The organism is Nonomuraea sp. NPDC000554 (assembly GCF_040300065.1).
Lineage (GTDB): Bacteria > Actinomycetota > Actinomycetes > Streptosporangiales > Streptosporangiaceae > Nonomuraea.
In genome coordinates, this window is record NZ_JBEPDC010000037.1 from 69,186 (window position 1) to 93,921 (window position 24,736).

Consider the following 24,736-nt stretch of genomic DNA (forward strand, 5'->3'; position numbering starts at 1 on the left):
TAAGAATCGTGTCAGACGTCTCACGACACGTGGATCAATGGCTTAACCAGCGTTTACACCGCTCTTGGCACCCTTGAGTCATCGGGACTTGAGGAGAAGAGATGAACGCGAACGAGCCTCGCGAGCAGGGTACCGGCGGCTGGAGCCAGTTCGGCGCCACGCCGCCCTCCGCCGGGGGCTTCCCCCGGCGGGACACCGTGGTCATGGAGCAGCCGCCGCCCCCGCCCACCAGCACCAAGAAGCCGAACCTCTCGGTCGGGAAGAAGGCCGTAGCCGGGCTCGCGCTCGCGGCCATGGCGGTCGGCGGCGGCGTCGTGGGGGCCGTCGTCGCCACCTCCTTCCAGCCCGAGCGCGTCGTCAGCGCGCCGAGCCCGGTCTTCAAGCAGGCGTCGAACCAGCTCACGGTCGCCGAGGTCGCCGCGAAGGTGCAGCCCTCGGTCGTGATGATCCAGGGCAACAGCGGCGAGGGGTCGGGGGTGGTCCTCTCCGACGACGGTCTCATCCTCACCAACAACCACGTGGTCGTCGGCGCGGGCCAGGGCGGCGGCCAGATGACGGTCAAGTTCAGCGACGGCAAGACCGCCAAGGCGACGGTCGTCGGCACCGACCCGGCCACCGACCTCGCGGTCATCAGGGCCGACGGCGTCTCGGGGCTGACCAAGATCGCGCTCGGTGACAGCGACCAGCTCAAGGTCGGCGACGCCGTCCTGGCCATCGGCAGCCCGCTCGGCCTCGAGGGGTCCGTCACCGCCGGCATCGTCAGCGCGCTCGACCGCACGGTCAGCGCCGGCGGCGAGCAGCAGCAGCAGGTCCCGCCCGGTTGGGGGCAGCAGCAGCAACAGCAGGAGAGCTCCACCACCACGATCGGCGGCGCCATCCAGACCGACGCCGCGATCAACCCCGGCAACTCGGGTGGCGCGCTGGTGAACGCCGCCGGTCAGCTGGTCGGCATCAACACCGCGATCGCCACGGGCGGCGGCACGGGCAACATCGGCGTCGGCTTCGCGATTCCGGTCAACACCGCCAAGCAGGTCTCCGAGCAGCTCATCAGCAGCGGCAAGGTCAGCCACGCCTTCCTCGGCGTCAGCGTCACCGACGCCACCGGCGACGTCCCCGGAGCGCTGGTGCGCCAGGTCACCGACGGCAGCCCCGCGCAGAAGGCCGGACTCCAGCAGGGAGACCTGATCACCAAGCTCGGTAACGTTGCGGTTGACGGGGGAGATACTGTACTTGGGCAGGTCAGAGGTTTCAAACCGGGCCAACAGGTCAAGCTCACATACGTGAGGGACGGCAAGACCCACGACGTCACCGTCACCCTCCAAGAGAAGAAATAACCCAGGACCCCCTCATGGACGGGTGTGTCGTCGAGATCGCTGCGGACTCGGCGACACACCCCCCATTGTCACGGCCCCGGCGACATGCGCCCATCGTCACGGCCCCGGCGACACGCCCGTATCGTCAGGCGAACCTGCGCCCCTCGTCTCGCCGGTAGGCCCAGCCGGAGGCGAGCGCCGCGACGACGGTCCACGCCGCCAGCATCACCAGCGCCACCGGGCTCGGCGCCTCGCCCGTCGTCGCCGCCCAGACCAGCTCCCCTGCGCCCCTGCTCGGCACGTACGGCGACAGCGTCTGCACGAAGCCGGGCATGAACTGCGCGGGCAGCATCAGCCCGCCGAGGATCGCCAGCGGGAAGAACAGCACCTGTGACACCCCGATGGCCGCCTTCGAGGGCAGCAGGAAGCCCAGGAACAGCCCGATCAGCATGAACGGGACCGACCCGGCGAACAGCGCGAGCAACCCCAGGGCCAGCTTCGGCGGGGTGATGGCCGCCTCGGTGAACAGGCCCGCGATCACCAGCACCGGCACGACCGAGACCAGCATCACCGCCATGGTCGACAGGATCCGCCCCGCGAAGCGGGGGAGCGGCCCCGCGGGCAGCGTGCGCAGGTACGGGTTCCACGGCTGCTCGCGGTCCTGGGCGACCTGGATGCTGAGCCCGATCAGCGCGGCCGACATCGCGCCGACCAGCATCATCGACCCTGTCGAGCGGGTGGCCGCGACGGGGTCGTCGGAGGCGAACGGCACCACGAACGCCAGCATCGAGGCGGCGGGGAAGAACGAACTCGCGATCAGGCCGATCGGCACCCGGATCTGTTCCAGGAGCTGGTAGCGGGTGTGCGCGAGGACCAGGCTAGGCATGCGCGGTCTCCTTCGAGGTGATGGCGAGGAAGGCTTCCTCCAGGGACGTGGGCCTGATCTCCAGGCCGGAGAACGGCGTGCCGCTGCGCACCAGCTCGACGACGAGCCGGTCGGGGTCGGTGGTGACGAGGTGGATCCGGCCGTCCTCGCGTTCGCTGCTGAGCACGCCCGGCAGCTCCGGCAGGTCGCCGGCGGCCAGCGAGACGCGCCGCACGCCTACCATGTCGCGGACGGCCCGCACGGTGTCGTCGGCGAGCACCCGGCCGTGGCCGACCACGACGACCCGCTGCGCGAGCGCCTCGATCTCCTCCAGGTAGTGGCTGGTGAGCAGGACGGTGCCGCCGCCGTCGTGGAAGGAGGTGATGCCGTCCCACAGCGCCCGCCTGGCCTCGACGTCCAGCCCGGTGGTGGGCTCGTCCAGGAAGACCAGCCGCGGCTCGCCCGCGAACGCCAGCGCCACGGCCAGCCGCCGCTTCTGCCCGCCGGACAGCCCGCCGATCTGGCGTCGGACCAGGTCGGCCAGCCCGAAGCGGTCCAGCAGCTCCCCCTTGTCGGTCTTCTTCGGGAAGTGCGCGGAGACGAAGTCGACGATCTCTCCGACCCTGAGCGCCTCGGGCAGGCCCGTCTCCTGCGGCGTCACGCCGATGCCGCGCCGTATCGCGGGGTCCTGGGGAGAGCCGCCGAGCAGCTCGACCGTCCCGCTCGACGCCCTGCGCAGGCCGACGAACAGGTTGATCAGCGTGGACTTGCCCGCGCCGTTGGGGCCGAGCAGGCCCACCAGCTCGCCCGCGCGGATGTCCAGGGAGAGGCGGTCGAGCGCGAGGACGTCGCCGTAGCGGCGGGTGACCTCGACGGCCCTGGCGAGCACGGTCGAGGGATCGGCGGACGCGGTCATGGCGTGCCTCCTGCGGTGTCGAGCAGGGCGCGGATCGCCCTGGTGTAGTCGTCGAAGGCCAGCCGTCCGCGCCTGGTGAGCGCGACGTAGGTGACGGGGGTGCGGCCCTTGTGCGTCTTGGTGATGTGGACGTATCCCGCCTCCTCAAGCTTGCTGAGGTGGACGGAGAGGTTGCCCGCGGTCATGCCGAGCAGGTCCTTCAACGCGGGGAAGGACATCTCGTTGCCCTCGGCCAGGGTGTTGAGCGAGGCCACCACCCGCAGCCTGGCCTGTGCGTGGATCACCGGGTCGAGCTCCGGCAGCTCGGCCGTCACCCGCGCCACCTGAGCCACAGGCTCACCGCGATGAAGCCACCGCCCAGCAGCACGGCGACGAGCAGCGCGTGCCACGCGGGCCCCAGCAGCACCCCGAGCCCGTCGACGGCCACGACCCAGGTGCCGACGAAGAATGTCGGCCAGTCGAGCCAGATCGCCCCTCCGGCCATGTAGAGGACGCCCACCACCAGCAGGGACACCGAGGCCCAGAGCAGCCCGGACTCGTCGGGAGGCAGGAGCGGGGAGAGCCGGATCGCGATGAGGATCATCAGCGCCATCCCGGCGAACCACGCGTATCCGTACATCGCTCCCCGGGCCGTGCTCTGGCCGCGGACCAGGGCGCTGGCCTTGGTGATCCCGTACGCGACCACGGCTCCCGCGACCACCTGCGCCAACATCAGCACGCCCACCGCCTGCATCTGCGTGATCGGCGCGAGCGGCCGGCCGTCGGGCCCGTAGTGCAGGAAGAGCGCGGTGAACCCGAGCAGCCAGGCGACCCCCCACGGCAGGTACTGGGTCAGCGGGTCGCCCTTCAGTCGCCTCACGGTGGCGGCGTGCTGTTCCTCGATGAGCCGCAGCGTCTCCTCGGGGCTGGGGGCCTGCTCGTCGTCTGTCATCGCAACCTCTCTCACCATCAAACTGGTTTGTATTATAAACCATATTGCGCCGCCAACTGGAAGCCCTGATTCCGTCCGGGTAGGGAGGCGGTCGCCGTGTCTCGTCTGCGCGGGTGCGTCCAGGTGCGGCGGCACCTGGCGGGTGCGGGCTTCCCCTGCCCGGCCCCGCTGACCGAGCCCGTGCCGCTCGGTCCGACGTCGGCCGGTGGGGACGAGGGGGTGCCGGCGGCCGGTTGGACCGTCGCCGGAAGGCGCGCGGGTCCTCCGTCAGCTGGAGCGCGAGGCGGAACCCCGGCTGCGGCTCGCCAACGCCTGACCGCCCGCCAGCACCTCCGACTCCCACAGGTCGCGGTAGTAGCCGTCGGCCCGGACGAGCTCGTCATGGTGCCCCCGCTGGACGACCTGCCCGCCCTCCAGCACGATGATCTCGTCCACCTGCTCCAGGCCCTTGAGGCGGTGCGTGACGAGCAGCGTGGTGCGCTCGTGCGTGACGTCGAGCAGGTCGGCCATCAGCGAGTCGGCGGTCTCCTCGTCGAGCGCCTCCGCCGGCTCGTCGAGCAGGAGCACGGGCGGGTCGTAGAGCAGCGCGCGGGCCAGGGCCAGGCGTTGCAGCTGGCCGCCCGAGACGGTCCGGCCGTCCTCGCCCAGGTGGGCGTCCCAGCTGACCCGCTCGACCCACTGGTCGAGCCGCGCGTCGCGGACGGCCCGCAGCAGCCGCGCGTCGTCGGCCTCCGGCCCGGCGAGGCGCAGGTTGTCGCGCAGCGTGGTCTGGAAGACGTAGGGGTCCTGGGTGAGGCCGGTCATCACCGTCCGGACCGCGTCGGAGTCCAGCCGGGTGATGTCCACGCCGTTGACCCTGACCGTGCCCGACTCCGGCTCGACCAGCCGCATCAGCGCGGCGAGCAGGCTGCTCTTGCCCGCTCCGCTCGGGCCCACCAGGGCCACCCGTTTCCCGGGCGTCAGCGTCAGCGAGACGCGGTCGACGGCCGGCGCCGCCTGGTCGGCGGAGTGCCGGACCACCAGGTCCTCGACCTCGACGGTGAAGGGCCCTGAGGGGAGCGGGGCGGGGGGCGCGGGTTCGGTGATCGCGGCGGGCGCGGTGCGGACGTCCCTGAGGCGCCGGAGTGCCGCGGTGATGCCGGCGAGGCGTTCGCCCGCCGCCGCCAGCGGAAGGACCGGCTCGAAGGCGACCAGGGAGGTCAGGGCCAGCACCGCGGTGGCGACCGTGCCGGCGCCGGCCGACTGGGCGAGCAGGACGACGGCCGCCACCGTCAGGCCCTGCACCAGGGTGCCGCCTGCCAGGGCGGCGGCGTGCACCCTGGCCTGGTGGACCTCCAGCGCGGCCAGGGCGGCGTCCGCCTCCCTGGCCTGGGCCAGGGCCTGCTCGCCCGCGCCGTACGCGGACAGGTCGGCCGAGCCGTGCACCAGGTCGGCGACGCGTCCCGCCAGGGCCGCCCGCGCCGGGGCGATCCTGGCCGACCAGCGGCGGGCGGCGGCGGCCGTGCCGGCCGGGAGCAGGACGCCGGCCACCACCAGGCCGGCCAGCAGCACCAGCGCCGCGACCGGCAGCACGACGAGGCCGATCACCACGGCCGCCAGACCGGCCGCCGCGGCGGCCGCGGCGGGGAGCAGACAGCGGACCAGCAGGTCCTGGACGGCGTCGGTGTCGTCGACCATCCGGCTGAGCAGGTCCGCGCCGCCGTGCCTGGGCTGCCGCGGGGGGATGAGCGCCTGGTAGAGGCGTTCCCGGGTGCCCGCCTGGGCGCGCAGGGCGACGTCGTGGCCGGTGAGCCGCTCCGCGTACCGGAAGACGCCCTTGCCGGTGGCGAACGCCCGCGTGGCCACGATCGCCACGCTCAGCGCGGCCAGCGGCGGCTGCTCGGCGGCCCGCGTGATCAGCCAGGCGGCGGCGGCGATCAGCCCCAGCCCTGCCAGGTCGGCGGCGGCTCCCGCGAGCACCGCCCACGCGAGCCGCATCCCCATCCGCCGTGTCACGCGTCCCTCCTCAGCCCGGACCCGCCATCGACTCCACCCCGCCTGACGGCCCCGTCACGCTCCGCGTCGCGTGTGGCAGCGCTCCTCCGAGCGGCGCCATCCGGCTGGACAGGCGGGGGGTCCGTCGCGCCGCGGTCCGCTTCGTGGCGCCCCGGCGTATCGACGGCGTCCGGGATGCCGGCCCGATGGATTCCCGGCGCGTCGCCGTTGGAGGGACGGGTGTCGGAGAGCACCCGGCCCTCGTGGATGCGGATGACGCGGTCGGCGAGGTCGATCATGGCCGGACGGTGGGCGACGATGATCGCCGTGCGGTTTCGCGCGAGGGCCGCCGTCGCCGCGACCACGGCGGCCTCGCTGCGGCCGTCGAGGCGGGCGGTGGGCTCGTCCAGCAGCAGCACCGCGGCTTGGGGGCGGCGGAAGGCGCGGGCGAGGGCGATGCGCTGGCGCTGCCCCGCCGACAGGTTCGTGCCGCGCTCGCCCACGACCGTGTCGTAGCCGTGCGGGAGGGCGTGCACGAACTCGTCCGCCTGGGCGGCCGTGGCCGCCTGGCGCACCTCGTCCAGGGACGATCCGGGCGCGCCGAGGCGGATGTTGTCGGCCACCGACGTCGCGAACAGGTGCGGGCGCTGGGGGACGAAGGCGAGGCGGGCGCGCCAGCTGTCGAGGTCCAGCTCGCGCAGGTCGGTGCCGTCGACGAGGACCGCGCCCTCGGACGGGTCGACGAAGCCGAGGATCAGGTTGAGCAGGGTGCTCTTGCCGCCGCCGCTCTCGCCCACCAGCGCGACCCGCTCGCCGGGCCTGATGGTGAGGGAGACGCCGGTGAGGGCCGGGTCGGCACGGCCGGGGTAGTGGACGGTGACATCCTCCAACCGGATCTCCGGCGCGCCGCTCAACGGGCTCGGGGCGACGTCCGCGCCGTCGACCGGCAGCTCCACGGCGTCAGCCGGAGGCCGTTCGCGGGATCGCCGCGACGCTCGGTCAGGCGAGGGCCGGTCTCCGGAAGGCGCGGGGTCGTCGAGGACGGCGAAGGCGGCGTCGGCCGCCGCCACGCCCTCCATGGAGGCGTGGAACCGGGTGCCCATCATGCGCAGCGGCAGGTACGCCTCCGGCGCCAGCAGCAGCACCAGCAGCGCCGTCGTCAGGTCGAGCGAGCCGCCCAGCAGCCGCAGGCCGATCGGCACCGCCACCAGCGCCAGCGACAGCGACGCGCACAGCTCGAGCACCAGCGACGACAGGAACGCCACCCGCAGCGTCCGCATGGTGGCGGCGCGGTGGGCGTCGGCCACCTGCTGGATGACGGTCGCCTGGTAGCGGGCGCGGCCGAAGGCACGCAGGGTGGGCAGGCCGCGCACGACGTCCAGGAAGTGGCCCCCGAGCCGCGACAGCGCGTGGAACTGCCGCTCGGTGACCGCCTTGGTGGTCATGCCGACCAGCGCCCCGAACACCGGGATCAGCGGCAGCGTCACCAGCACGATGACGGCGCTGCCCAGGTCGGCGGCGAACAGCCGGATCAGCACCGCCAGCGGCACCACCCCGGCCACCGCGATCGACGGCAGGTAGCCGGTCAGGTAGGCGTCGAGGCCGTCGAGGCCGCGTCCGGTGAGCGTGACGAGCTCGCCGGAACGGTGGCCCGCCAGCCTGGCGGGCCCGAGCTCCTGCAGCCGGGACAGCAGGCGGCTCCGCAGAGCCGACTTGACCCCGGTGGCGGTGCGGCCGGCGAAGACCCCCTGAGTCCAGGCGAGCAGCGCGCGCAGCGCCACCACCCCGGCCAGCGCCGCGAGCGCCGCGGCGGTGAACCGCCCTGACAGCACTCCGGCGAGCAGTTCCGCCTGCGCGAGCACGAGCAACCCGGCCAGCACCGCCGCGACCAGCGTGACGGCCAGGTGACGGCGCACCGACTGCTCGGCCCGCATGAGCCGCAGGAGATCTTTATGCACGTGTCCTCAGAAGAACGACAGGATCCGGACGGCGTCCCTGCCCGGCCGGAAGGTGCGCCACACCCATACTTGCGCCACCACCACGATGGGTGCGAACGGCAGCACCATGAGACTGAGCACACTCAGCGTGGCCGGTGGCGCACTGCTGTCCAGAAGGTATCGCATGCTCCCCACGGTCACCCCGACGGCCGGTAGCGCGGCGACGAGCCCCGACACGAGCACCGCCCTGCCCGACCGGGACGCCCCCGCGAACCCCGGTGCCCGCCAGCCGAGGAAGGTCCACCCGTGGTAGGCGAACAGCAGGGTCGTCACCACGCCCAGCATCAGCCCGAGCGGATGCAGCAGTGACGAGCCGAACCCGGTGGCGGCGGCGTACAGCGCGACTCCCCAGCCGAACGAGAGCCCCAGCGAGCCGGCCGCGACCATCAGGTCCCAGAAGCGCCGCCAGGCGGGGCCGTCGATCCTGCGCCGGAACCACAGCCCGGCGTCCCGCACGACCCACGCCAGCAGCATGACCACGACCAGCGGGTACAGCCCGAACAGCACCTCGCCTTCGAGCGCCGGGTAGACGCCGAACAGCGCCCCGGCTACGGCCACCAGCCACACCTCGTTGGCCAGCACGAACGGCGCCATGGCGGCGACCATGTGGTCACGGCCCTGCTGCCCCTTGCCGAGCACCGGCAGCAGCAGGCCGACTCCCAGGTCGAAGCCCTCGAAGGCGAAGTAGCCGGCCAGCAGCACGGCGAACAGCGCGAACCAGATCAGTTCCATCTCAGCGACTCCTAGTAGCTCAGCGCGGGGGAGCGCTGCTCGCCGGCGGCGCGCAGGGCCGGATCGGGCGGGCCGCGGCGGACCACCCTGGCGATCAGGACGTAGTCGACGAGGGCCAGCAGCCCCAGCACGCCCGCGAAGCCCACCAGCGAGAACGTGATCATGCCCGGGGTCAGGCCGGGCGTCATGGCGTCGGCGACGGTCAGCTTCTCCCAGATCATCCACGGCTGGCGGCCGATCTCCCTGGCCAGCCAGCCGAGGATCGCCACCACGAACGGCACCGGCGTCATCGCGACGAGGAGGGGGTGCGTCCACCGCCAGCGCGGTAGGAAGTAGATGAGCGGGAGCATCAGGAAGAGCACGACGAACATGAGCAGGTCGCCTATCAGCATCATGGAGGCGAGCGGCGCGCCCGCGGCGGCGGCGGAGGCGTCCTTGAACTTGCCGTCCTGGAGGCCGCCGAACTGGGCGTAGCCGAAGCCGACCGTCAGGAAGATGCCGAGGGTGGCGAACAGCACGCCCGTGCGCAGCGACTTGGTGAAGAACTGCACCTGGCCGGTACGGCGGCGCAGGTTGTAGGCGCTCGCCCCGACCAGCACCATCGCGCCGGTGAACAGGCCGGCTCCGACCACGTGCGGGAAGGCGAAGACCAGGGTCTTGTTCGTGAACAGCGCTCCGGCGTCGACCAGTTCCAGATGGTCGCCCCTGGCGACGGCGCCCGCCGGGTTCTGCAGGAACGAGTTGGCCGCCATGATGAAGAACGCGCTGGCGTAGGCCGTCAGCGTGACGATCCAGATGCACGCCACGTGCAGCGCCTTCGGCAGCCGCCCCCAGCCGAAGATCCACAGCCCCAGGAACGTGGACTCCAGGAAGAAGGCGACCAGGGTCTCCATGGCGAGCGGCGCGCCGAAGACGTCCCCCGCGTAGTGCGACAGCCCGCTCCATGAGAGCCCGAACTGGAACTCCATCACCAGCCCGGTGACGATGCCCAGCGCGTAGTTGATGACGTAGATCTGCCCCCAGAACCGGGTCATCCCCTCGCGCAGCGGCTTGCCGGACAGCGCCCACTGGGTGTGCATGATCGCCACCAGCGGTGCGAGGCCCAGCGTGAGCACGACGAACAGGAAGTGCAGGCTTCCTGTCACCGCGAACTGCAGGCGGGCCAGGTCGAGTACGTCCATCGCGTCAACTCCGTTACTATGTCTGTCTACATGTAGAGAGCCTACATGTAGACTGGCTACATCGCGAACGGAGACCTAGGATCTGTGGCATGAATCCCGACGCGCTCCGCGGTCACATGGACGCCCTGCTGCTCTCCGTGCTGGAGCGCGAGCCGCTGCACGGCTACGCCATCATCGAGGCGCTGCAGGAGCGGAGCGGGGGCGCGCTCAGCGTGCCGACGGGCACCGTCTATCCGGCCCTGCGCAGGCTGGAGCGCATCGGCCACCTGGTCAGCGAGTGGGCCACGGTCGGAGGCCGCAAGCGGCGCACCTACCGGCTGACCGACTCGGGCAGGAAGCAGCTCGAAGGCGAGCGGTCGGCCTGGCGGGAGTTCGCCAGCGTGATCGGCAGTGTGATGCAGACGGACGTCAGATCGTCCGGGTGACCCTCAGGCAGCGTGCCGCGCCGTAGAGCTGCACCCCCCACAGGGCCGAGGTCACCGCGTTGGCCAGGACCGAGGGCAGGTAGACGGGGACGCTGTCGGGCACCCCCGAGTCGTACGACAGCAGCAGGCTCAGGACGCCCGTCGCCGGCAGCATCGCCCACACCAGGACCCCCAGCGCCCTCGTCACCAGGCGCGGCCTGCGGATCCAGCGGGTGCCCCGGCCGAGCGCGAACAGCGCCAGCCCGCCGAGCAGGCCGGTGGCGAGTTGCAGGGCGTCGAGCAGGCGGGAGACGAACAGGAACCAGCCAGGCTTGTGCGCCCACGCGTTCGCGTCGACCGGGTAGAAACGCCAGATCACCGACCACATGAGCACGGTCATCGGGACGCTGATGAACAGCAGCCGGCCGAGCCGCCTGCCCGCCACCGCGGTCAGCTCCGCCTGGTAGCCGGGTGCGATCTCGGAGATCTCCCCGAACTCCGCCACGGCCCGCCGCTCGGCCTCGGCCCGGTCGAGCCCCTCGGCCTCCAGGGCGTCGGCGGTGTCGGACAGGCTGTCGCGGGCCTCGACGACCAGGTCGCGCTTGGGGCCCGATGGCCCGGCCAGGGCCCGTCCCAGGTCGGACACGAAGTCGTCGATCAACATGACCCCCATTTTACGAACGGCGGCCCGCAGGGGTAAGCCGGGGATTTCCCTGAATTCCTCGCCGGGGTTGATGTGTAGGATTTTTCCTACATATAGTGGCCGGCATGAACATCTCCACTATCGCCACCGTGACCGTGCCCGTCTCCGACCAGGAACGGGCCCTCGCCTTCTACACCGGCGCGCTGGGCTTCGAGCTCCGCACCGACAACCCGTTCCCGATGGGCCGCTGGCTGACCGTCGCCCCGAAGGGCGCCGAGAGCACGCTGCTGCTCGCGTCCTGGTTCCCCGACATGGCGCCGATCGGTGGCATGGTGCTCATCTCGCGCGATCTCGACGAGCTCGCCGCCACCCTGGGCGCGCACGGCGTGGCCGTCGAGGGGCCGAGCGACGAGCCGTGGGGCCGCCAGCTCCTGTTCAACGACCCCTTCGGCAACGGGTACGCGGTCATCCAGGCATGACGGCCGACCACGTGTTCGCCGCGCTGGCCAGCCCCGCCCGCCGCGAGCTGCTGCGCCTGCTGCGCGAGGAGGGCGCGCAGCCCGCCGGGCGGCTGGCCGAGCGCTTCGACATGAGCAGGCCGAGCGTCTCCGAACACCTCAAGGTGCTCAAGGACGCCGGGCTGGTCGCCGAGAGCCGCAGAGGCAGGGAGCGGCACTACCGGTTGGAGGCCGAGCCGCTGATGGAGATCCGCGACTGGCTCACACCGTACGAGCGCTTCTGGAGAGCGAAGCTCGCCGACCTCAGCACGCTGCTCGACGAGATGGAAGACGATGACTGAAGACACCCGCGCGATCAGGGTCGACCAGTACCTCGCGCACCCGCCCGCGAAGGTGTGGCGGGCGATCACCGAGCCGGAGCTGATGGCCCGCTGGCTCATGCCCAACGACTTCAGGCTGGAGGTCGGCCACCGCTTCACCTTCACCACCGAACCCAGGAAGGCGGTCGGCTTCGACGGGATCGTCTCCTGCGAGGTGCTGGAGTTCGAGACGGAGAAGCTGCTGAGGATCAGCTGGACCGACGGCACGGACGCCGACTGGACCGTCACCTGGCGCCTCGAACCCGAGGGCCGGGGCACCAGGCTCTTCCTCGACCACGAGGGCTTCGACCCCGACGACCCGAGACAGCAGCTCTCCCGCAAGATCATGGGCAGCGGCTGGCGCACCTCCCACTTCCGGGCGATCGAACGCGTCGCCGCGGAACTCTGACGGCCGAGCGGGAGGCGCCACCACCGCCGCCTCCCGCTCGGCCCTCGCTCTGCGCAACAGAGCGTCGGCCGGGTGCTGCTGGTTCATCGGTCTTGAAGAGCGGCCAGCGTGCGGGCTGCGGGCATGAGTACGGCGGCCAGGCGTTGGCGGTCGGGCTCGGACAGGCCGCCCAGGTCGTCATCGAGGTCGGAGAGCAGGTCGGTCACCACCTCGGCGGCCAGTTCGGCGGTGTCAGCGGCTGGGCCGAGCTTGCTGCGTGCGGCGTCCACTCGCGGCGGGGTGAGCCGCTCTACTGCGGCAGCCAACAGCCAGGCCGGCACTCCCGTCACTCCGCCGGGCGGCGGCACGAACGGCCGGGCGCCGTTGTAGCGGGCATCCTCGGCGAAGTCGGGATGCTTGACCTTCAGTACCGGCCGCGGTCCCCGTTCCGTTGTCTCCCAGGATCCGGCGGGCTTGAGGACGTAGCCTTCGGCGCGGTTGTCGGGTAGTTCTGGAAGGCCCAGCATGCCGGGCACCATCGTCGGGAAGTCGACTGTAAGCTCGCCCAGCCTCTGCCGACGGCCTTGGCCCACGAGTGGCACGCACTGCAAGCCCACACCGTCCATCAGTTCCGACAGCTCGGCGCGGCTCATCCAGCGTGGTCCCGACGGTGCGGCGACGGCGCCGTCGAACGCCAGCCATACCAGATCAGGGCTGTACCATACGCCGGTCTGCACCGGGCCGATATCCTCGACCGGCGGTACCTGGGGGTGCGGGTAGCCTCCGCCGGCCAGTTCCCCGTACAAGACCACGTCCTGTCCGGCCGCCCGAGCCGCTGCCGCCGCCGCTGTCGCCAGTACCGGCCACAGCCGCGTCACTCCGAAGAATGTCTCAAGCCGATCCTCGTCCAACAGCCCGCGCCGCCCGGCGGCCCGCGCCGTACGGCCATCGCTGACCAGCGCGAGATGCGCACCGTGCACCTTCTCCTCGGCCACCCAGTTCCCGCCGGGTAACGGTCCGTCATCGAACCGCTGCGGGATTTTCGGGTACCACACGGCTCCGACCTCCGCCCCGCGCCCGCACGGCCTGCTGCCCGGCCGCGACGCTCCGGCAGACAGCCTCTCTGACGCCCACCTGAAGATCAACTCATTTTGAGCCCGGCAGGAGACCACGACTGCAACGGCCGTGCGGGATGGTCGACGTTCAGCTCGATGAGCAGCCGCCGGCGTCCGGCTGATTCCGGGCACCGGCCAGTCACCGCCGACCATCCCGCAACCCGCCGATCTCCAGCTTCATCTTCCTGTCCACGAGACCACCGCTGAAGATCACCCAGGTGCGGAATCCGGGGCTAGTGATGGTGGACGGCGGGATTCGGGATGGAGGCTCGGCGTTCCGCGTCCGAGGTGGACGTCCAGAACACCGCCCCGGCCATGAGGGCGGCCAGGAGCGCGAACCAGGCCGCCGCCCGGCCCATCCGCATGCCGTACCCGCACAGCAGCCAGTACGCCGACAGCCACCAGCGGTGCGACGCCTGGCGGCGCATCTCCATGGCGGCGAAGGCGAAGTCGGCGGAGGTGCCGTGGTCGTCCACCTGGCTCTGTAACCCGGCGTACAGCGTCGCGAGCCGGTCGGCGGTGGTCGTGCCGTCGGCGGCGGCGGCCCAGCCGCGCAGCGTGTGCTCGTCGGCCAGCGCCCGCCGGCGGGAGATCCAGCGCAGCATCGGCCAGCGCAGGCTCACCCGCACGCCGCGCGGCGTCAGCGCGAACGTGCAGTCCTGTAACCGGACGCCCCCCGGATGGACCAGCCCGGCGAACCTGCACGACGACAGGTCGAGGCCGGACAGGGCCAGGTCGGCCGCGTCCACCTGGCGCAGCGAGGTCAGCGAGGCCCTGCCCCGGCCTCTGACGGCGGCGGGTCTGCGCAGGACCGCGCCCTCCAGATCGGCGTGCGAGTCGGTCAGCCTGAGCACGGTGGTACCGGCGACCTCCACCCGCCGCAGGTCCACGCGGCAGCCCGTGACCGCCACGTCCAGCGCTCCGTCGGCGCGGGCGCGGGAGGCGGAGAACCTGCCGCTGGCCGACAGGTAGGCGTCGGCGGCGAAGTGCGCGGCGTCGAACCCGGCGCCGCCCGTGACCTTGCGGAACGACAGCGTCCGGCCGAACCTGGCGCCGCGGAAGCTCGCGCCTTCGCCGAGCCTGGCGCCGTCGAAGGTGGCGTACCCGTCGAACCTGGCCCGCTCGCACGACAGCCCGTTCCCGAACGCGGTCTGGCTGAACAGCGCGTCGCGGGACATCACCGCCCTGTCGAGCGAGAGGTGGCCGCGCACCCTGACGCCGTGGAACGACAGCTCGCGGGCGAACCTGGCTCCGGCCATCGACACGTTGCCCTCGAACCGGGCGCCGAAGAAGGACGCGAGCCGGTCGAACCTGGCGCCGTCGAGCGACACGTCGCCCGCGAACGTCACTCCGGCTAACCGGACGTCTCCGGTGAACCTGGCTGCGTCCAGCCTGGCCCGGCCCGGCCTGCCGAGGACCGCCTCGACCACCAGGCCGAGGAGATCGCCGGTCACGGTGGTCCCGCGCAGGTCGAGCAGGCGTCCGGGAACCATCGCGGCCAGCTCGGACGCGAGGTCCTCCGGGGACAGGTGCGCTAAGCAGAGCCCGTACGGAGGCCGAGCGATTCCCGTGCAGGCAGGGGAATGCGAGCAGGTGAGCCAGTCCATACCCTGCTCATACCCGCGTCGGCCCATGTCAAGGTTCGATAATTTAATGCTCTATCCATATTTATCTATAAATATGGATCCTAAAGGACCGGTAAGTGTCCGGCATGCGTGCTTTGCCCGGGGCGTCTTTTGCAGCGCTGTCACACCTCTCGTCCCCGCGCAGGCGACCGGCGTCGGGGCCGTTCGCGCCCCCTCACGGGCGGCGCGAACGGCTCTCATCCGTGGGAACGGTCAGCCGCAGTGCACCTTCGTCAGGTCGCGGTGGGTCTTGCCGATCCACCCCGACACGTTGATGCACTTGTTGCGGGCCGAGGTGTACACCGGGCCCGCGTACTGCGCGAACTGGCCGTAGTCATGGTCGGCCTGGGTGCCGCTCGACACTCCGATGGTCACCGACTTGTAGGTCTTCTTGCCGGCGGTGGAGCCGTAGCCGTAGGCGAGGGCGCAGTTCTTCCCGGTCCCGGAGTTGTAGTACACCTCCAGGGTGCCCGTCCTGGGGCCGGACTTGGGGATGGCGTAGACACCGACCCGGTTGTAACCGCTTCCGCACGGGCCGGCCATAGCGGTAGAGGTCGCGCCCGCCGGGGCGGCGGAGGCCACCAGCCAACCGGAGACCATCACCGCACTGGCCAGGACCGCGAGCTTGCTGCGGGTGTGCATGCAAATCCTTTCGTCGTACGTCACCGTCCCCGCCGAGGTTTGTGGCCCGGCGAGGGCGAGAAATCGTGATCATACGGGCACTGCTCGTGAGGTGCGCGCGCGGGGGTCCCCCGAGATGGATCAAGCTCGGGGGCATGGAATGCGGGAGACGGGTACCTGGTTGACTGGGGTGAAACTTCAGCGACCATTTGAGGAGCCACTTGTGGCGACCATCGAAGTAACCGAGCAGAACTTCAACGACATCGCCGACAAGGGGATCGTCCTGCTTGATTTCTGGGCGACCTGGTGCCCGCCGTGCCGGATGTTCGGGCCGATCTTCGAGAAGGCGTCCGACAAGCACGGCGACATCACCTTCGGCAAGATCGACACGGATGCCCAGCAGAACCTCGCCCAGGGCTTCGAGATCACGTCCATTCCCACGCTGATGGCCATCCGCGACGGCATCGTGGTGTTCGCCCAGCCCGGAGCCATCCCCGAGCCGACCCTCGAGGACCTCATCAAGCAGGTCCGCGCGCTCGACATGGACGCGATCAGGGCCGAGCTCAGCGAAGAGCTGAAGAACGCCGAGATGAACAGCTCCGAGCAGCAGTGACCGCCCAGGCCCGCCCTGATCGGCGGGCCTGACGCCTGTTCAGCCCTTCCTGCCGACTCCGGCGTAGCCGACGGAGGGCTTGCCGCCCTCCGGCCGCGGCCACGAGTCCGGACGCCAGTCCTTCGGGAAGGTCAGGCCGGGCTCGACCAGCTCGTAGCCGTCGAAGAAGCGGCTGATCTGCGCGTGCGTCCTGAGGCTGAGCCCCGCCGTGGCCTGGTTGTAGACCTCCAGCGCCTGCGGCGTCAGCTCCGGCTTGGCGTCGATGGCGTGGCTGATGACCAGATGGCTGCCCGGCGCTCCGGCGTCGCGCAGCCGGGTGACCGACTCGTACGCCTGCTCGTCCGGGAGGAAGTGCAGGACGGCCAGCAGCAGGAAGGCCACCGGACGCTCGAAGTCGACCAGCTCGGCGAGGCCGTCGAGCAGGGCCCCGGCGTCGCGGACGTCAGCCTGGAGGATGTCCACGTTCGACCCCGTGGCCAGCAGCGCCCGCCCGTGGGCGCACACGACCGGGTCGTAGTCCACGTACACGACCCTCGCCTCGGGGGCGATCTCGTGCGTGTTGCCCTGGGTGGGCAGCCCAGCGCCCAGGTCCACGATCTGGCGCACCCCCGCGTCGACCAGGTGGCGCACGGCCCGGCGCAGGAAGGCGCGGTTCTCCAGGGCGGAGTCGCGGGTGTCGGGGAACAGCCGGAGGATCCGCTGGGCCGCCTCCCGGTCGGCCGCGAAGTTGTCCCTGCCGCCCAGGTAGTAGTCGTACATCCTGGCGACGTTCGGCACGCTGGGGTCGACGCCCTCCGGGCTACTTTCCACGACATCTCCCGAAATTTCGGCCTATGTGGGCCTGATCATAGGAGAACCGGGACCGCGTACCCGCCCCAAACGGCGAACGCGGGCACGGCGGTATGCCGCGCCCGCGTTCGCAGGACGTGATCGGGATCAGCCCCGGTACAGCTCCGCCACGCGGAAGGCCAGGTCAAGGGACTGGCCGCGGTTCAGGCGCGGGTCGCAGGCCGTCTCGTAGCGGGTCGCCAGGTCGCCCTCGGCGATCTCGTGTCCGCCGCCGACGCACTCGGTCACGTCGTCGCCGGTGAACTCGATGTGGATGCCGCCCGGGTGGGTGCCGAGCGCGCGGTGCACCTCGAAGAAGCCCGCCACTTCGTCGAGCACGGCGTCGAGCCGCCGCGTCTTGTGGCCGCTCGGCGCCTCGAAGGTGTTGCCGTGCATCGGGTCGCACACCCAGGCGACCTGCGCGCCCGTGGCCGTGACCTCCTTGACCAGCGTCGGCAGCAGCTCGCGGACCTTGGACGCGCCCATCCGGGTGATGAACGTCAGCCGGCCGGGCTCGTTGTCGGGGTTGAGCCGCTCGATCAGCGACAGGGCCGTCTCGGGGCTGGTGGTGGGCCCGAGCTTGACGCCGATCGGGTTGCGGATGCGGGAGAAGAAGTCGACGTGCGCGCCGTCGAGCTGGCGGGTCCGCTCGCCGATCCAGACCATGTGCGCCGACACGTCGTACGGCTGCCCGGTACGCGAGTCGATGCGGGTCAGCGCCCGGTCGTAGTCGAGGATCAGCGCCTCGTGCGAGGAGTAGAACTCGACCGTGTGGAACTCCTCGGGGTCGGCCCCGCAGGCGTGCATGAACGCGAGCGCCTGGTCGATCTCGCGGGCAAGCTGCTCGTAGCGGCGGCCCGCCGGCGACTCGCCCACGAAGTCCTGGTTCCAGGCGTGCACCTGGCGCAGGTCGGCGTAGCCGCCCTTGGCGAACGCCCGCGCGAGGTTCAGCGTCACGGCCGAGGAGTGGTACGCCTTGAGCAGCCGCCACGGGTCGGGCGTGCGGGCCTCGGGGGTGAAGTCGAAGCCGTTGACCATGTCGCCCCGGTAGGCCGGCAGCTCGACGCCGTCGCGGGTCTCGGTGCCCTTGGAGCGCGGCTTGGCGAACTGCCCCGCCACCCGGCCGATCTTCACCACCGGCACCTTGGCCGCGTAGGTGAGCACGATCGCCATCTGCAGCAGCGTCTTGAGCTTGTTGCGGACGTTGTCGGCGGTGGCCCCCGCGAAGGTCTCGGCGCAGTCGCCGCCCTGCAGGACGAAGGCCTCACCCCTGACGACGGCGGCCAGCTGCTCCTTGAGCTGGTCGCATTCGCCGGCGAAGACGAGAGGGGGCAGGCCGCCGAGCTCGGCGACGACCTTGTCGAGCTCGCCGCGGTCGGGCCAGTCAGGCTGCTGGGCCGCGGGGAGGGCTCGCCAGGAATCGAGTTCCGCAGGATTGCTCTGTGCGCTCACGACATATGAGGGTATTCCACTGGCCCGGCACGGCTGACCCTGATGTCCACGTAGTGAGAACGGACTTTCCTCGCACGGGGGCCCGCTATTGCGAGAACGGACATTCGCCCACCGGACCACCCTCTTGCCGGGCCGGACTTTACCCACTCCTGGCCACAAAGTTGCCAGGACACCTCAGGTCGGCTCGCGCGCCGGCGCCGTGACGTGTTCCGGACGGACGCCCAGCCCGATGAAGCGGCGCGTCACCCGGTTGATCAGCGGCACCCGCGCCAGGTCGCGCGGCAGCCGCGGCGTGCCCTGCCTGCTGTCGAGGGCGGGCCCGATCAGCCGGTTCTGGACGAATCGCTGCGCCGCCTGCGTCACCACGGTGGGCGGCATCCGCCGCCGCTGGATCCGGTGCAGCACCTGCTCGGAGACGTGCATGCCCGCCTGGAGCGGACCCGCCAGCAGGTTCGCCGCGGCGACCGCGTCCTGCACGGCCAGGTTGATCCCCACGCCGAACACCGGCGACATGGCGTGCGAGGCGTCCCCGATGGCCAGGAAGCCGGGCCGGTGCCAGCGGCGCAGCCGGTTGAGCACGACCGTCAGCATGCTGACGTCGTCGTAGCTCTCGATCAGCCCGGCCCGGTCCCGCAGGAACGGCAGCAGCCGGGCGACCGGCTCGCGGAGCGCCTCGATGCCCTGGCCCGCCAGGCGGTCGAACCCGCCCTTGGGGATGACGAAGGCGAGCTGCCAGTAGGTCTCCCGGTTGATCGCCACCATGAGGTGCCCGCTCGACAGCCGCAGGAACGGCTGCTCCGGGTCGCCCTCCTGGCGGGGCAGGCGGAACCACAGGACGTCCATCGGCGCGCCGAACTCGCGTGGGACCAGCCGCGCGGCGGCGCGCAGCGTCGAGTCGCGGCCGTCGGCGCCGACGGTCAGCTCCGCCCGCAGCTCGTGCTCTCCCGATCCGTCGCGGTAGCGGACGCCGCGCACCGTGTCGCCTTCGCGGATCAGGCCGGTCGCCTCGGCGCTCATCAGCAGCCGGAAGTTCGGGTGGCGCTGCGCGGTCGAGGTGATGAGCGTGAGGAAGTCCCACTGCGGGACGAAGGCGATGTAGTCGTAGTCGCCCGGCAGGCCGCGCAGGTCCGTCACCCTGACCTCGCCGTCGTCGGTCACGATGCCGAACCCGTGCGCCTTGTGGTGGGGCAGCTTCAGGAACTCGCCGACCAGGCCGATCTCGTCCAGCACCTGCAGGGTGGACGGGTGGATCGTGTCGCCCCTGAAGTCGCGCAGGAAGTCGGCGTGCTTCTCCAGCAGCGTCACCTCGACGCCGGCCCTGGCCAGCAACAGGGCGAGGACCGCGCCTGCCGGGCCGCCGCCCGCGATCACACAACTCATGGCCGCGTCCTCCGTTGAGATCGGCTCACGTTCGGGAAAAGAGCGACTCTCCCTGCCATCCGACATGCCCAAGGAGGCGAAGTACAGACATGGGCGACATACGGGCGTGACGGCACGGGAGTGGAGCGATGGACGACGACCGACCCCACACCCTCTCGGGCGCCTACGCCGTGCACGCGCTCCCGGCGGCCGAGAGGGCGCTGTTCGAGAGGCACCTGGCGTGGTGCGCGTCCTGCGTGTCGGAGGTGCGCGCCCTTCGCGAAGCCGCGGCCAGGCTCGCCGGGGTCGCGGCGGTCCCGCCGCCCGCCGCCCTGCGCGCCCGCGTCCTCACCGCGGCCGCGATCGGGCCTCCGCCCCTCGACAACCCGGCCGGGCGGTCCGCGCAGGCATCCACCGGGACGACGGGGACGAGGGCCGCACCCGGGACTCCCGGCGCGGAAGTCACGCGCGAGGCCGGGCCTGCGTCACCGGGGAAGGCCGGTGAGGCTGTGCCGTCGGCGTCGCGGGGGGAGACCGGTGGGATTGTGGCGCGGGCGTCGCGGTGGAGGGACGGCGAGGTTGTGGCGCGGGCGTCGCGGTGGAGGGACGGCGAGGTTGTGGCGTCGGCGTCCGAGAACGGCGAGAGAGGCGGGACGACGGCGCGGTGGCGGGCCAGGGTGATGGCGGGCGTGGCGGCGGCGTCGGTGGCCGCCGCGGTCGCCTTCGGGGTCGTCGCCTGGGACGCCCGACGCGATCTCCGCGAGCTGCGGGCGCGCGACGGGGAGGTGATGGCCGTGCTGTCCGCTCCCGACGCCCGGACGGTGCGGCGCCCGGTCACCTCGGGCGGCACCGCCACGGTGGTGCTGTCGCGGGCCCGCGGACGCCTGGTCTTCACCCCGTCAGGGCTGCCCCCGCTGCCCCGCGCGAAGGTCTACGAGCTGTGGCTGATGGGCCGCGACGGCGTCCGCCCCGCCGGGCTGCTGGACGGCGCCGGACGGCCGAGCCCGGTGCTCGCCCGCACGGAGAGCGGCGACGAGCGCATCGGCCTCACGGTCGAGCCGTCGGGCGGCTCCGGACACCCGACGACCGCGCCGGTCCTGCTCGCCGACCTGCCCTCAGCCTGATCCGGCCTCTGCCTGATCCGGCCTCTGCCTGATCCGGCCCGAGTCCGGCTCCCCTTCGCCTGACCTTCGGGAAACCGGACGGAGGAAAGTACACGGGGCATGGTGCGCGGGCCCGTTCGGGCGCACGGCGGAACTGGTGCGCGTGGGTTGAGCTTGGCGGTTCAGGTCAGGAGGTGCTCGGTGGCCAGGGCGAGGACCTCGGCGCGGCTGTGTGTGCTGTGGTCGGCGGCCAGTGACTGGTTGGCGATGGCGAGGGAGAAGACGAGCATGCTGCGAGCCTCGGCATCGCCTGGGTCGGGGCAGAAGGAGCTGAACAGCGTGCGGAGGTAGCCCATGCGCCGGTTGTCGACGCGGCGGAGGCGTTCGGCGACCGCTGGGTCCCGGCGGGCCCAGTCGCGGATTGCCAGGTCGACGGGCATCAGCGGAGAGAGGGGGACCACGGTGCCCAGCAGTCGTACTTTGTCCCGGGCGTCTGTGCCTTCGGCCTCGATGCGCGCGATGATCTGGTCGGCGCCTTTCTGCTCCCAGGTGTCCAGCAGCGCCTCCAGGAGCGCTTCCCGGTTCTTGAAGTGCCAGTAGAAGCTGCCTCGGGTGGCTCCGAGCGTCTTGGCCAGCACGTCGACCCGGACGGCGTCCGGGCCACCTGCGGCAAGGGCGCGCAGCCCCTCCTCGATCCAGGTGTCGCGTGGGGTGCGGGCTGTGGCCGCCATCGATTTCTCCTGTCGGTGTGATCTGCGACACGGCATCTTGTCTTCGCCGTCTCGTGACCTCTAGCCTCTATCCATACAGTACACCACTGTATGGATAGTTGAAGGAGAGCACGATGCGACTCCCAAACGCCGCGTACACCGCCCGTCCCTGGCGGATCCACGAGATCGCCCCCGATTTCACGCTCGAGGACGTCTGGGAACTGCCGACACCCGGCGGCCCCGACGACCTGCAGAGACTGGTGCAACAGATGGCCTCTGGCAGCAACGACGAGCACTCCTCCCGGCTGTATGACCTGCTGTTCGAGGTCCGCTGGAAGCTGGGCGGCCTGCTGGGCTGGGACGAGAGTGACCAAGGCGTCGGCGAGCGGGTGCGGTCGCTACGCAATCGGCTGCCGGCGGACCTGCGCGACGGGCCGCGCGGCCCGGACTTTCGCGGGGTGCCGTTCACCGCGGTGTATCTGACGGACACAGAGTTCGTCGCCGAGTCCGCCAACCGGACCGTGCACGCGCTGATGCACCTGGGCTGGGTGCCTGATCAGGCCGGCGGCTATCGAGGCCAGATGGCCACGCTGGTCAAGCCCAACGGCCTGCTCGGCAAGGCCTACCTGGCCGGGATCACGCCGGTTCGCAGGCTGGTGGTGTCCCCGGCACTGACCCGGAAGATCGGCCGCGGCTGGCAGTCGCAGGGCGGCAACCCCACCACTGGCATTCCCACGATAGGAGCGTGATCCACATGATCAAATGGGCTGGCCGCATCCTCGCCGTCATCGGCGGCGGACACCTCACCCTCGGGTTGTGGTTCAGCCGGGCCTCCTTTGGGGACTGGCTGTCGTTGCGGCTGTGGGGCCACTGGCGGGACGACACACCGGCGGTCCATGACTTCTGGGGCAACCCGGCCGGTTTCGGCCTGCCGTTGCTACTCGTCGGCCTGCTCGTGCTATGGATGGACCGACGCGGCCTAACCCCGCCCGCCTTCCTTGCCTGGACGGTGCTGGCCTGGGCCGTCGTGTGCGCCGTCATCGCCGAGCCGACCCCGGCGCCGCTGCTGGTGGCCGCCGCCGTCCTGCTGTTGTGCGGAATCCGTCGCGCCGCCACACCCACCATGCCCGCACCCGAACTCAACGGAGTGTGAGCACCTCGGCGGCCCACATCAACACTGAGCGCGCATCCGCGCACGCACGGAAACGACCAGGCGCGTATTCGGTTGTGATCAAGAGATGGGTACGGGCCGAACCCGCCGATACGCGCCCTAGCGCAGCCGGTCGAGCGCCTCTGACAGGCCCGCGGTGGCGAGGGTGCGGTAGCGGGCGTACTCCGACTCCGGGTACTGCCGCGGCCCGTTCTCGACCAGCAGGATCAGGTACAGGTAGGCCCGGTACAGGTCCAGGCGCGTGCGCGCGGCGGCGGTGAGGTCGAGCGGGGTGACCTCCCGGTACCCGGCCAGCAGCGGATCCTCCTCGCGCAGCTCGCCGAAGATGGTCGGCGTGGCGAACTCGGCCAGCGGGTCGCCCCAGAAGGCCCGCTCGTGGTCGATGATGGCCTGGATGCGCGGCGGCCCCGTCAGGTCGAGGAAGACGTTGCCCTGCCAGACGTCGAAGTGGACCAGATGCGGCGTGGTCACCTCGTCCAGGACGGGCGACGCGGTGGTGACGACCGCCATGATCTCCGCCGCCGGCAGCGGGAGCGGGGTCGGGTAGCGCTCGGTGTCGCCGAGCAGCGCCCCCACCATCGCCAGGTACGCCTCCCGCCAGGTCGAGCCGGTGATCCCGGCGTGCGGGTAGCCGAACACCTCGCCGGTGATCCCGTTCAGCGCGGCCAGGTGGCGGCCCAGCTCGCGGCGGAGGTCGTCCTCGCCGTCTGGGCGCGCCCGGTTCCACGGGACGCCGTCGAGCGCGCCGAGCAGCAGGTAGTCGCCGCCCAGCACCGGGTCGTCGAAGCCCGCGCGCAGCAGGGCCGCCACCGGCACGCCCGCCTCGGCGGCCAGTTCGCAGACCGCGGCCTCCATGCGCAGCAGGTTGCGTTCGTAGCTGAGCTGGTCGAGCTCGGGCGGCGGGGCCAGCTTGAGCACCACCTCGCGCCCGTCGTCGAGGGTGAGCCGCCACACGGCGTTGGCGAAGCCGTCGGTCAGTTCGGTGACCCGTGTGACGCCGAGGCCGAGCGCGCGCCGGGCCAGGGAGTCGAGATCGCCGGGGGATAAGCGGCGTTTCGTCCTGCTGTCCACGGGACCTGATTGTGGAGTCAGACGGCGCTGATCGTCCAGCTCGCCTCGTGCTCGTCGCCCGGCTTGAGCACCACCAGGTCAGTGCCGGAGTTGAACGCGTCGGGCGGGCAGGTCATCGGCTCGACCGCCACCCCTTCGTAGTCGAGCTGGCGGCCGGTGCACACCTGCACCCACGGCAGCACGGCGGGATCCCAGGTGACGCGGACGCCGCCGACCCGCGCCTCGCCCGCCGACAGGCCGGTGAAGGCGTGGTCGAGGACCGTGCCGTCGAGCGGGCGGGCCTCGCGGAAGTCGTACGGCGTGGCCGCCACGTCGGCCAGGCTCTCGGGCAGCAGGGCCGGGCCGGTGAGCAGCACCTTGGACGCGGGCAGGTGCAGCTCGTCGCCGCCGACCAGCCAGGGGTGCGGGCCGCAGCCGTAGGGGGCCGGCCGCTCGCCCGCGTTGCGCGCGGTGACCGTGGTGGTCAGGCCGTGGGAGTCGAGGCGGTGGACGACCTGGAGGCGCAGCGTGAACGGGTAACCGGGCGTGGGCGTGATCGTGTGCGCCAGCCGGACGAACGCGTGCTCGTCCTCGACCGACAGCAGCTCCACGACCTGCCAGTCGACGTCGGCCACCAGCCCGTGCAGGGCGTGGCCGCGCTCCGGCTCGGTCACCGGCAGCTCGTGGCTCTCGCCGCCGAAGGCGTAGCGGGCGCCGCCCACCCGGTTCGGCCAGGGGGCCAGGATCGTGCCCGCGAAGTACGGCACGGGCCCGTCGGCGGGCCAGGAGGTGATCAGGTCGCGCCCGCCGTGCCTGAGCGTTCTGAGCGCGGCGCCGCGCGGACTGACCTGCGCGGTGTAACCGCCACCGGCGAGCTGGGGCACGGGGGGTATCCTTTCGTCATCGTCAAGAGCAGGATATCTCCTGG

At 71.5% G+C, this 24,736-nt stretch carries 27 protein-coding genes; 9 read left to right on the plus strand and 18 right to left on the minus strand.

The window, feature by feature from the left end:
* The first annotated feature begins 101 nt into the window (after window positions 1-101).
* Window positions 102-1,334: a S1C family serine protease gene (locus ABT294_RS44510; RefSeq protein ID WP_350812534.1), complete on the plus strand. Its 1,233-nt coding sequence runs from the start codon at window positions 102-104 to the stop codon at window positions 1,332-1,334.
* A 124-nt stretch (window positions 1,335-1,458) separates the two neighbouring features.
* On the opposite strand, the gene ABT294_RS44515 is transcribed toward ABT294_RS44510, so the two are convergent.
* The 8 genes from ABT294_RS44515 to ABT294_RS44550 form a co-directional block, all read right to left on the minus strand.
* Window positions 1,459-2,199 (minus strand): ABC transporter permease, encoded by a 741-nt coding sequence (locus ABT294_RS44515; protein ID WP_350812535.1) that lies wholly within the window; start codon window positions 2,197-2,199, stop codon window positions 1,459-1,461.
* Complete coding sequence (locus ABT294_RS44520; protein WP_350812536.1) at window positions 2,192-3,094, minus strand: ABC transporter ATP-binding protein; 903 nt, start codon at window positions 3,092-3,094, stop codon at window positions 2,192-2,194. The genes ABT294_RS44515 and ABT294_RS44520 overlap by 8 nt, the downstream gene beginning before the upstream one ends.
* Window positions 3,091-3,408, minus strand: coding sequence for a transcriptional regulator (locus tag ABT294_RS44525; RefSeq protein WP_350812537.1), 318 nt, complete (start codon window positions 3,406-3,408; stop codon window positions 3,091-3,093). The genes ABT294_RS44520 and ABT294_RS44525 overlap by 4 nt, the downstream gene beginning before the upstream one ends.
* Window positions 3,405-4,025 (minus strand): hypothetical protein, encoded by a 621-nt coding sequence (locus tag ABT294_RS44530; RefSeq protein WP_350812538.1) that lies wholly within the window; start codon window positions 4,023-4,025, stop codon window positions 3,405-3,407. The genes ABT294_RS44525 and ABT294_RS44530 overlap by 4 nt, the downstream gene beginning before the upstream one ends.
* 267 nt (window positions 4,026-4,292) lie before the next feature.
* Window positions 4,293-6,020, minus strand: a complete 1,728-nt coding sequence (cydC, locus tag ABT294_RS44535) for a thiol reductant ABC exporter subunit CydC (protein WP_350812539.1) — start codon at window positions 6,018-6,020, stop codon at window positions 4,293-4,295.
* The gene (cydD, locus tag ABT294_RS44540; RefSeq protein WP_350812540.1) at window positions 6,017-7,957 is read right to left on the minus strand and encodes a thiol reductant ABC exporter subunit CydD; all 1,941 of its coding nucleotides are present in this window, start codon (window positions 7,955-7,957) and stop codon (window positions 6,017-6,019) included. Before cydD ends, cydC begins: the two co-directional genes overlap by 4 nt.
* 6 nt (window positions 7,958-7,963) lie before the next feature.
* Window positions 7,964-8,728, minus strand: coding sequence for a cytochrome d ubiquinol oxidase subunit II (locus ABT294_RS44545; protein ID WP_350812541.1), 765 nt, complete (start codon window positions 8,726-8,728; stop codon window positions 7,964-7,966).
* A gap of 11 nt (window positions 8,729-8,739) precedes the next feature.
* Window positions 8,740-9,909 (minus strand): cytochrome ubiquinol oxidase subunit I, encoded by a 1,170-nt coding sequence (locus ABT294_RS44550; RefSeq protein WP_350812542.1) that lies wholly within the window; start codon window positions 9,907-9,909, stop codon window positions 8,740-8,742.
* 89 nt (window positions 9,910-9,998) lie between these two features.
* On the opposite strand from ABT294_RS44550, the gene ABT294_RS44555 reads away from it, so the two are divergent.
* Window positions 9,999-10,334 carry a PadR family transcriptional regulator gene (locus tag ABT294_RS44555; protein WP_350812543.1) on the plus strand — a complete coding sequence of 112 codons (336 nt, stop codon included), beginning with the start codon at window positions 9,999-10,001 and terminating at the stop codon, window positions 10,332-10,334.
* Here the strand turns inward: ABT294_RS44555 and ABT294_RS44560 are convergent.
* Entirely contained in the window at window positions 10,318-10,977 is a 660-nt protein-coding gene (locus ABT294_RS44560) for a permease prefix domain 1-containing protein (RefSeq protein WP_350812544.1), read from the minus strand. The two genes, ABT294_RS44555 and ABT294_RS44560, sit on opposite strands and share 17 nt — an antisense overlap.
* A 104-nt stretch (window positions 10,978-11,081) precedes the next feature.
* Between ABT294_RS44560 and ABT294_RS44565 the strand changes: the two genes are divergently transcribed.
* From ABT294_RS44565 to ABT294_RS44575, 3 genes are read left to right on the plus strand one after another with little or no spacing between them, the layout of a single operon-like run.
* A complete protein-coding gene (locus ABT294_RS44565) occupies window positions 11,082-11,435 on the plus strand; it encodes a VOC family protein (protein ID WP_350812545.1) in 354 nt (117 codons plus the stop codon).
* Window positions 11,432-11,755, plus strand: a complete 324-nt coding sequence (locus tag ABT294_RS44570; protein WP_350812546.1) for an ArsR/SmtB family transcription factor — start codon at window positions 11,432-11,434, stop codon at window positions 11,753-11,755. The genes ABT294_RS44565 and ABT294_RS44570 overlap by 4 nt, the downstream gene beginning before the upstream one ends.
* Window positions 11,748-12,182 (plus strand): SRPBCC family protein, encoded by a 435-nt coding sequence (locus tag ABT294_RS44575; RefSeq protein WP_350812547.1) that lies wholly within the window; start codon window positions 11,748-11,750, stop codon window positions 12,180-12,182. The genes ABT294_RS44570 and ABT294_RS44575 overlap by 8 nt, the downstream gene beginning before the upstream one ends.
* Before the next feature lie 83 nt (window positions 12,183-12,265).
* On the opposite strand, the gene ABT294_RS44580 is transcribed toward ABT294_RS44575, so the two are convergent.
* The 3 genes from ABT294_RS44580 to ABT294_RS44590 form a co-directional block, all read right to left on the minus strand.
* Window positions 12,266-13,216: an RNA ligase family protein gene (locus ABT294_RS44580; RefSeq protein ID WP_350812548.1), complete on the minus strand. Its 951-nt coding sequence runs from the start codon at window positions 13,214-13,216 to the stop codon at window positions 12,266-12,268.
* Window positions 13,217-13,509: 293 nt separating this feature from the next.
* Complete coding sequence (locus ABT294_RS44585; RefSeq protein ID WP_350812549.1) at window positions 13,510-14,883, minus strand: pentapeptide repeat-containing protein; 1,374 nt, start codon at window positions 14,881-14,883, stop codon at window positions 13,510-13,512.
* 231 nt (window positions 14,884-15,114) lie between these two features.
* Window positions 15,115-15,543, minus strand: a complete 429-nt coding sequence (locus tag ABT294_RS44590) for a hypothetical protein (RefSeq protein WP_350812550.1) — start codon at window positions 15,541-15,543, stop codon at window positions 15,115-15,117.
* 202 nt (window positions 15,544-15,745) lie between these two features.
* Here ABT294_RS44590 and trxA point away from each other — a divergent pair, with 202 nt between their 5' ends.
* A complete protein-coding gene (gene trxA / locus ABT294_RS44595) occupies window positions 15,746-16,135 on the plus strand; it encodes a thioredoxin (protein ID WP_350812551.1) in 390 nt (129 codons plus the stop codon).
* A gap of 39 nt (window positions 16,136-16,174) precedes the next feature.
* Here trxA and ABT294_RS44600 read toward each other — a convergent pair whose 3' ends face one another.
* From ABT294_RS44600 to ABT294_RS44610, 3 genes are all read right to left on the minus strand, one after another.
* A complete protein-coding gene (locus ABT294_RS44600; protein WP_350812552.1) occupies window positions 16,175-16,945 on the minus strand; it encodes an SAM-dependent methyltransferase in 771 nt (256 codons plus the stop codon).
* 126 nt (window positions 16,946-17,071) lie between these two features.
* Window positions 17,072-18,415 (minus strand): class II 3-deoxy-7-phosphoheptulonate synthase, encoded by a 1,344-nt coding sequence (locus ABT294_RS44605; protein WP_350812553.1) that lies wholly within the window; start codon window positions 18,413-18,415, stop codon window positions 17,072-17,074.
* A 174-nt stretch (window positions 18,416-18,589) separates the two neighbouring features.
* Entirely contained in the window at window positions 18,590-19,795 is a 1,206-nt protein-coding gene (locus ABT294_RS44610) for an FAD-dependent oxidoreductase (RefSeq protein WP_350812554.1), read from the minus strand.
* A 128-nt stretch (window positions 19,796-19,923) separates the two neighbouring features.
* Here ABT294_RS44610 and ABT294_RS44615 point away from each other — a divergent pair, with 128 nt between their 5' ends.
* Complete coding sequence (locus tag ABT294_RS44615) at window positions 19,924-20,898, plus strand: anti-sigma factor (RefSeq protein ID WP_350812555.1); 975 nt, start codon at window positions 19,924-19,926, stop codon at window positions 20,896-20,898.
* A 161-nt stretch (window positions 20,899-21,059) separates the two neighbouring features.
* Here the strand turns inward: ABT294_RS44615 and ABT294_RS44620 are convergent, their stop codons facing one another.
* The gene (locus ABT294_RS44620) at window positions 21,060-21,608 is read right to left on the minus strand and encodes a TetR/AcrR family transcriptional regulator (RefSeq protein ID WP_350812556.1); all 549 of its coding nucleotides are present in this window, start codon (window positions 21,606-21,608) and stop codon (window positions 21,060-21,062) included.
* A 113-nt stretch (window positions 21,609-21,721) separates the two neighbouring features.
* On the opposite strand from ABT294_RS44620, the gene ABT294_RS44625 reads away from it, so the two are divergent.
* Together ABT294_RS44625 and ABT294_RS44630 are read left to right on the plus strand one after the other, a co-directional pair.
* Window positions 21,722-22,336, plus strand: a complete 615-nt coding sequence (locus tag ABT294_RS44625) for a DUF2867 domain-containing protein (RefSeq protein ID WP_350812557.1) — start codon at window positions 21,722-21,724, stop codon at window positions 22,334-22,336.
* A 5-nt stretch (window positions 22,337-22,341) separates the two neighbouring features.
* Window positions 22,342-22,740 carry a DUF6463 family protein gene (locus ABT294_RS44630; protein WP_350812558.1) on the plus strand — a complete coding sequence of 133 codons (399 nt, stop codon included), beginning with the start codon at window positions 22,342-22,344 and terminating at the stop codon, window positions 22,738-22,740.
* Window positions 22,741-22,857: 117 nt separating this feature from the next.
* Here the strand turns inward: ABT294_RS44630 and ABT294_RS44635 are convergent, their stop codons facing one another.
* Together ABT294_RS44635 and ABT294_RS44640 are read right to left on the minus strand one after the other, a co-directional pair.
* The gene (locus ABT294_RS44635) at window positions 22,858-23,829 is read right to left on the minus strand and encodes a phosphotransferase family protein (protein WP_350812559.1); all 972 of its coding nucleotides are present in this window, start codon (window positions 23,827-23,829) and stop codon (window positions 22,858-22,860) included.
* Window positions 23,830-23,846: 17 nt separating this feature from the next.
* Window positions 23,847-24,692 carry an aldose 1-epimerase family protein gene (locus ABT294_RS44640; RefSeq protein ID WP_350812560.1) on the minus strand — a complete coding sequence of 282 codons (846 nt, stop codon included), beginning with the start codon at window positions 24,690-24,692 and terminating at the stop codon, window positions 23,847-23,849.
* Window positions 24,693-24,736 lie beyond the last annotated feature (44 nt).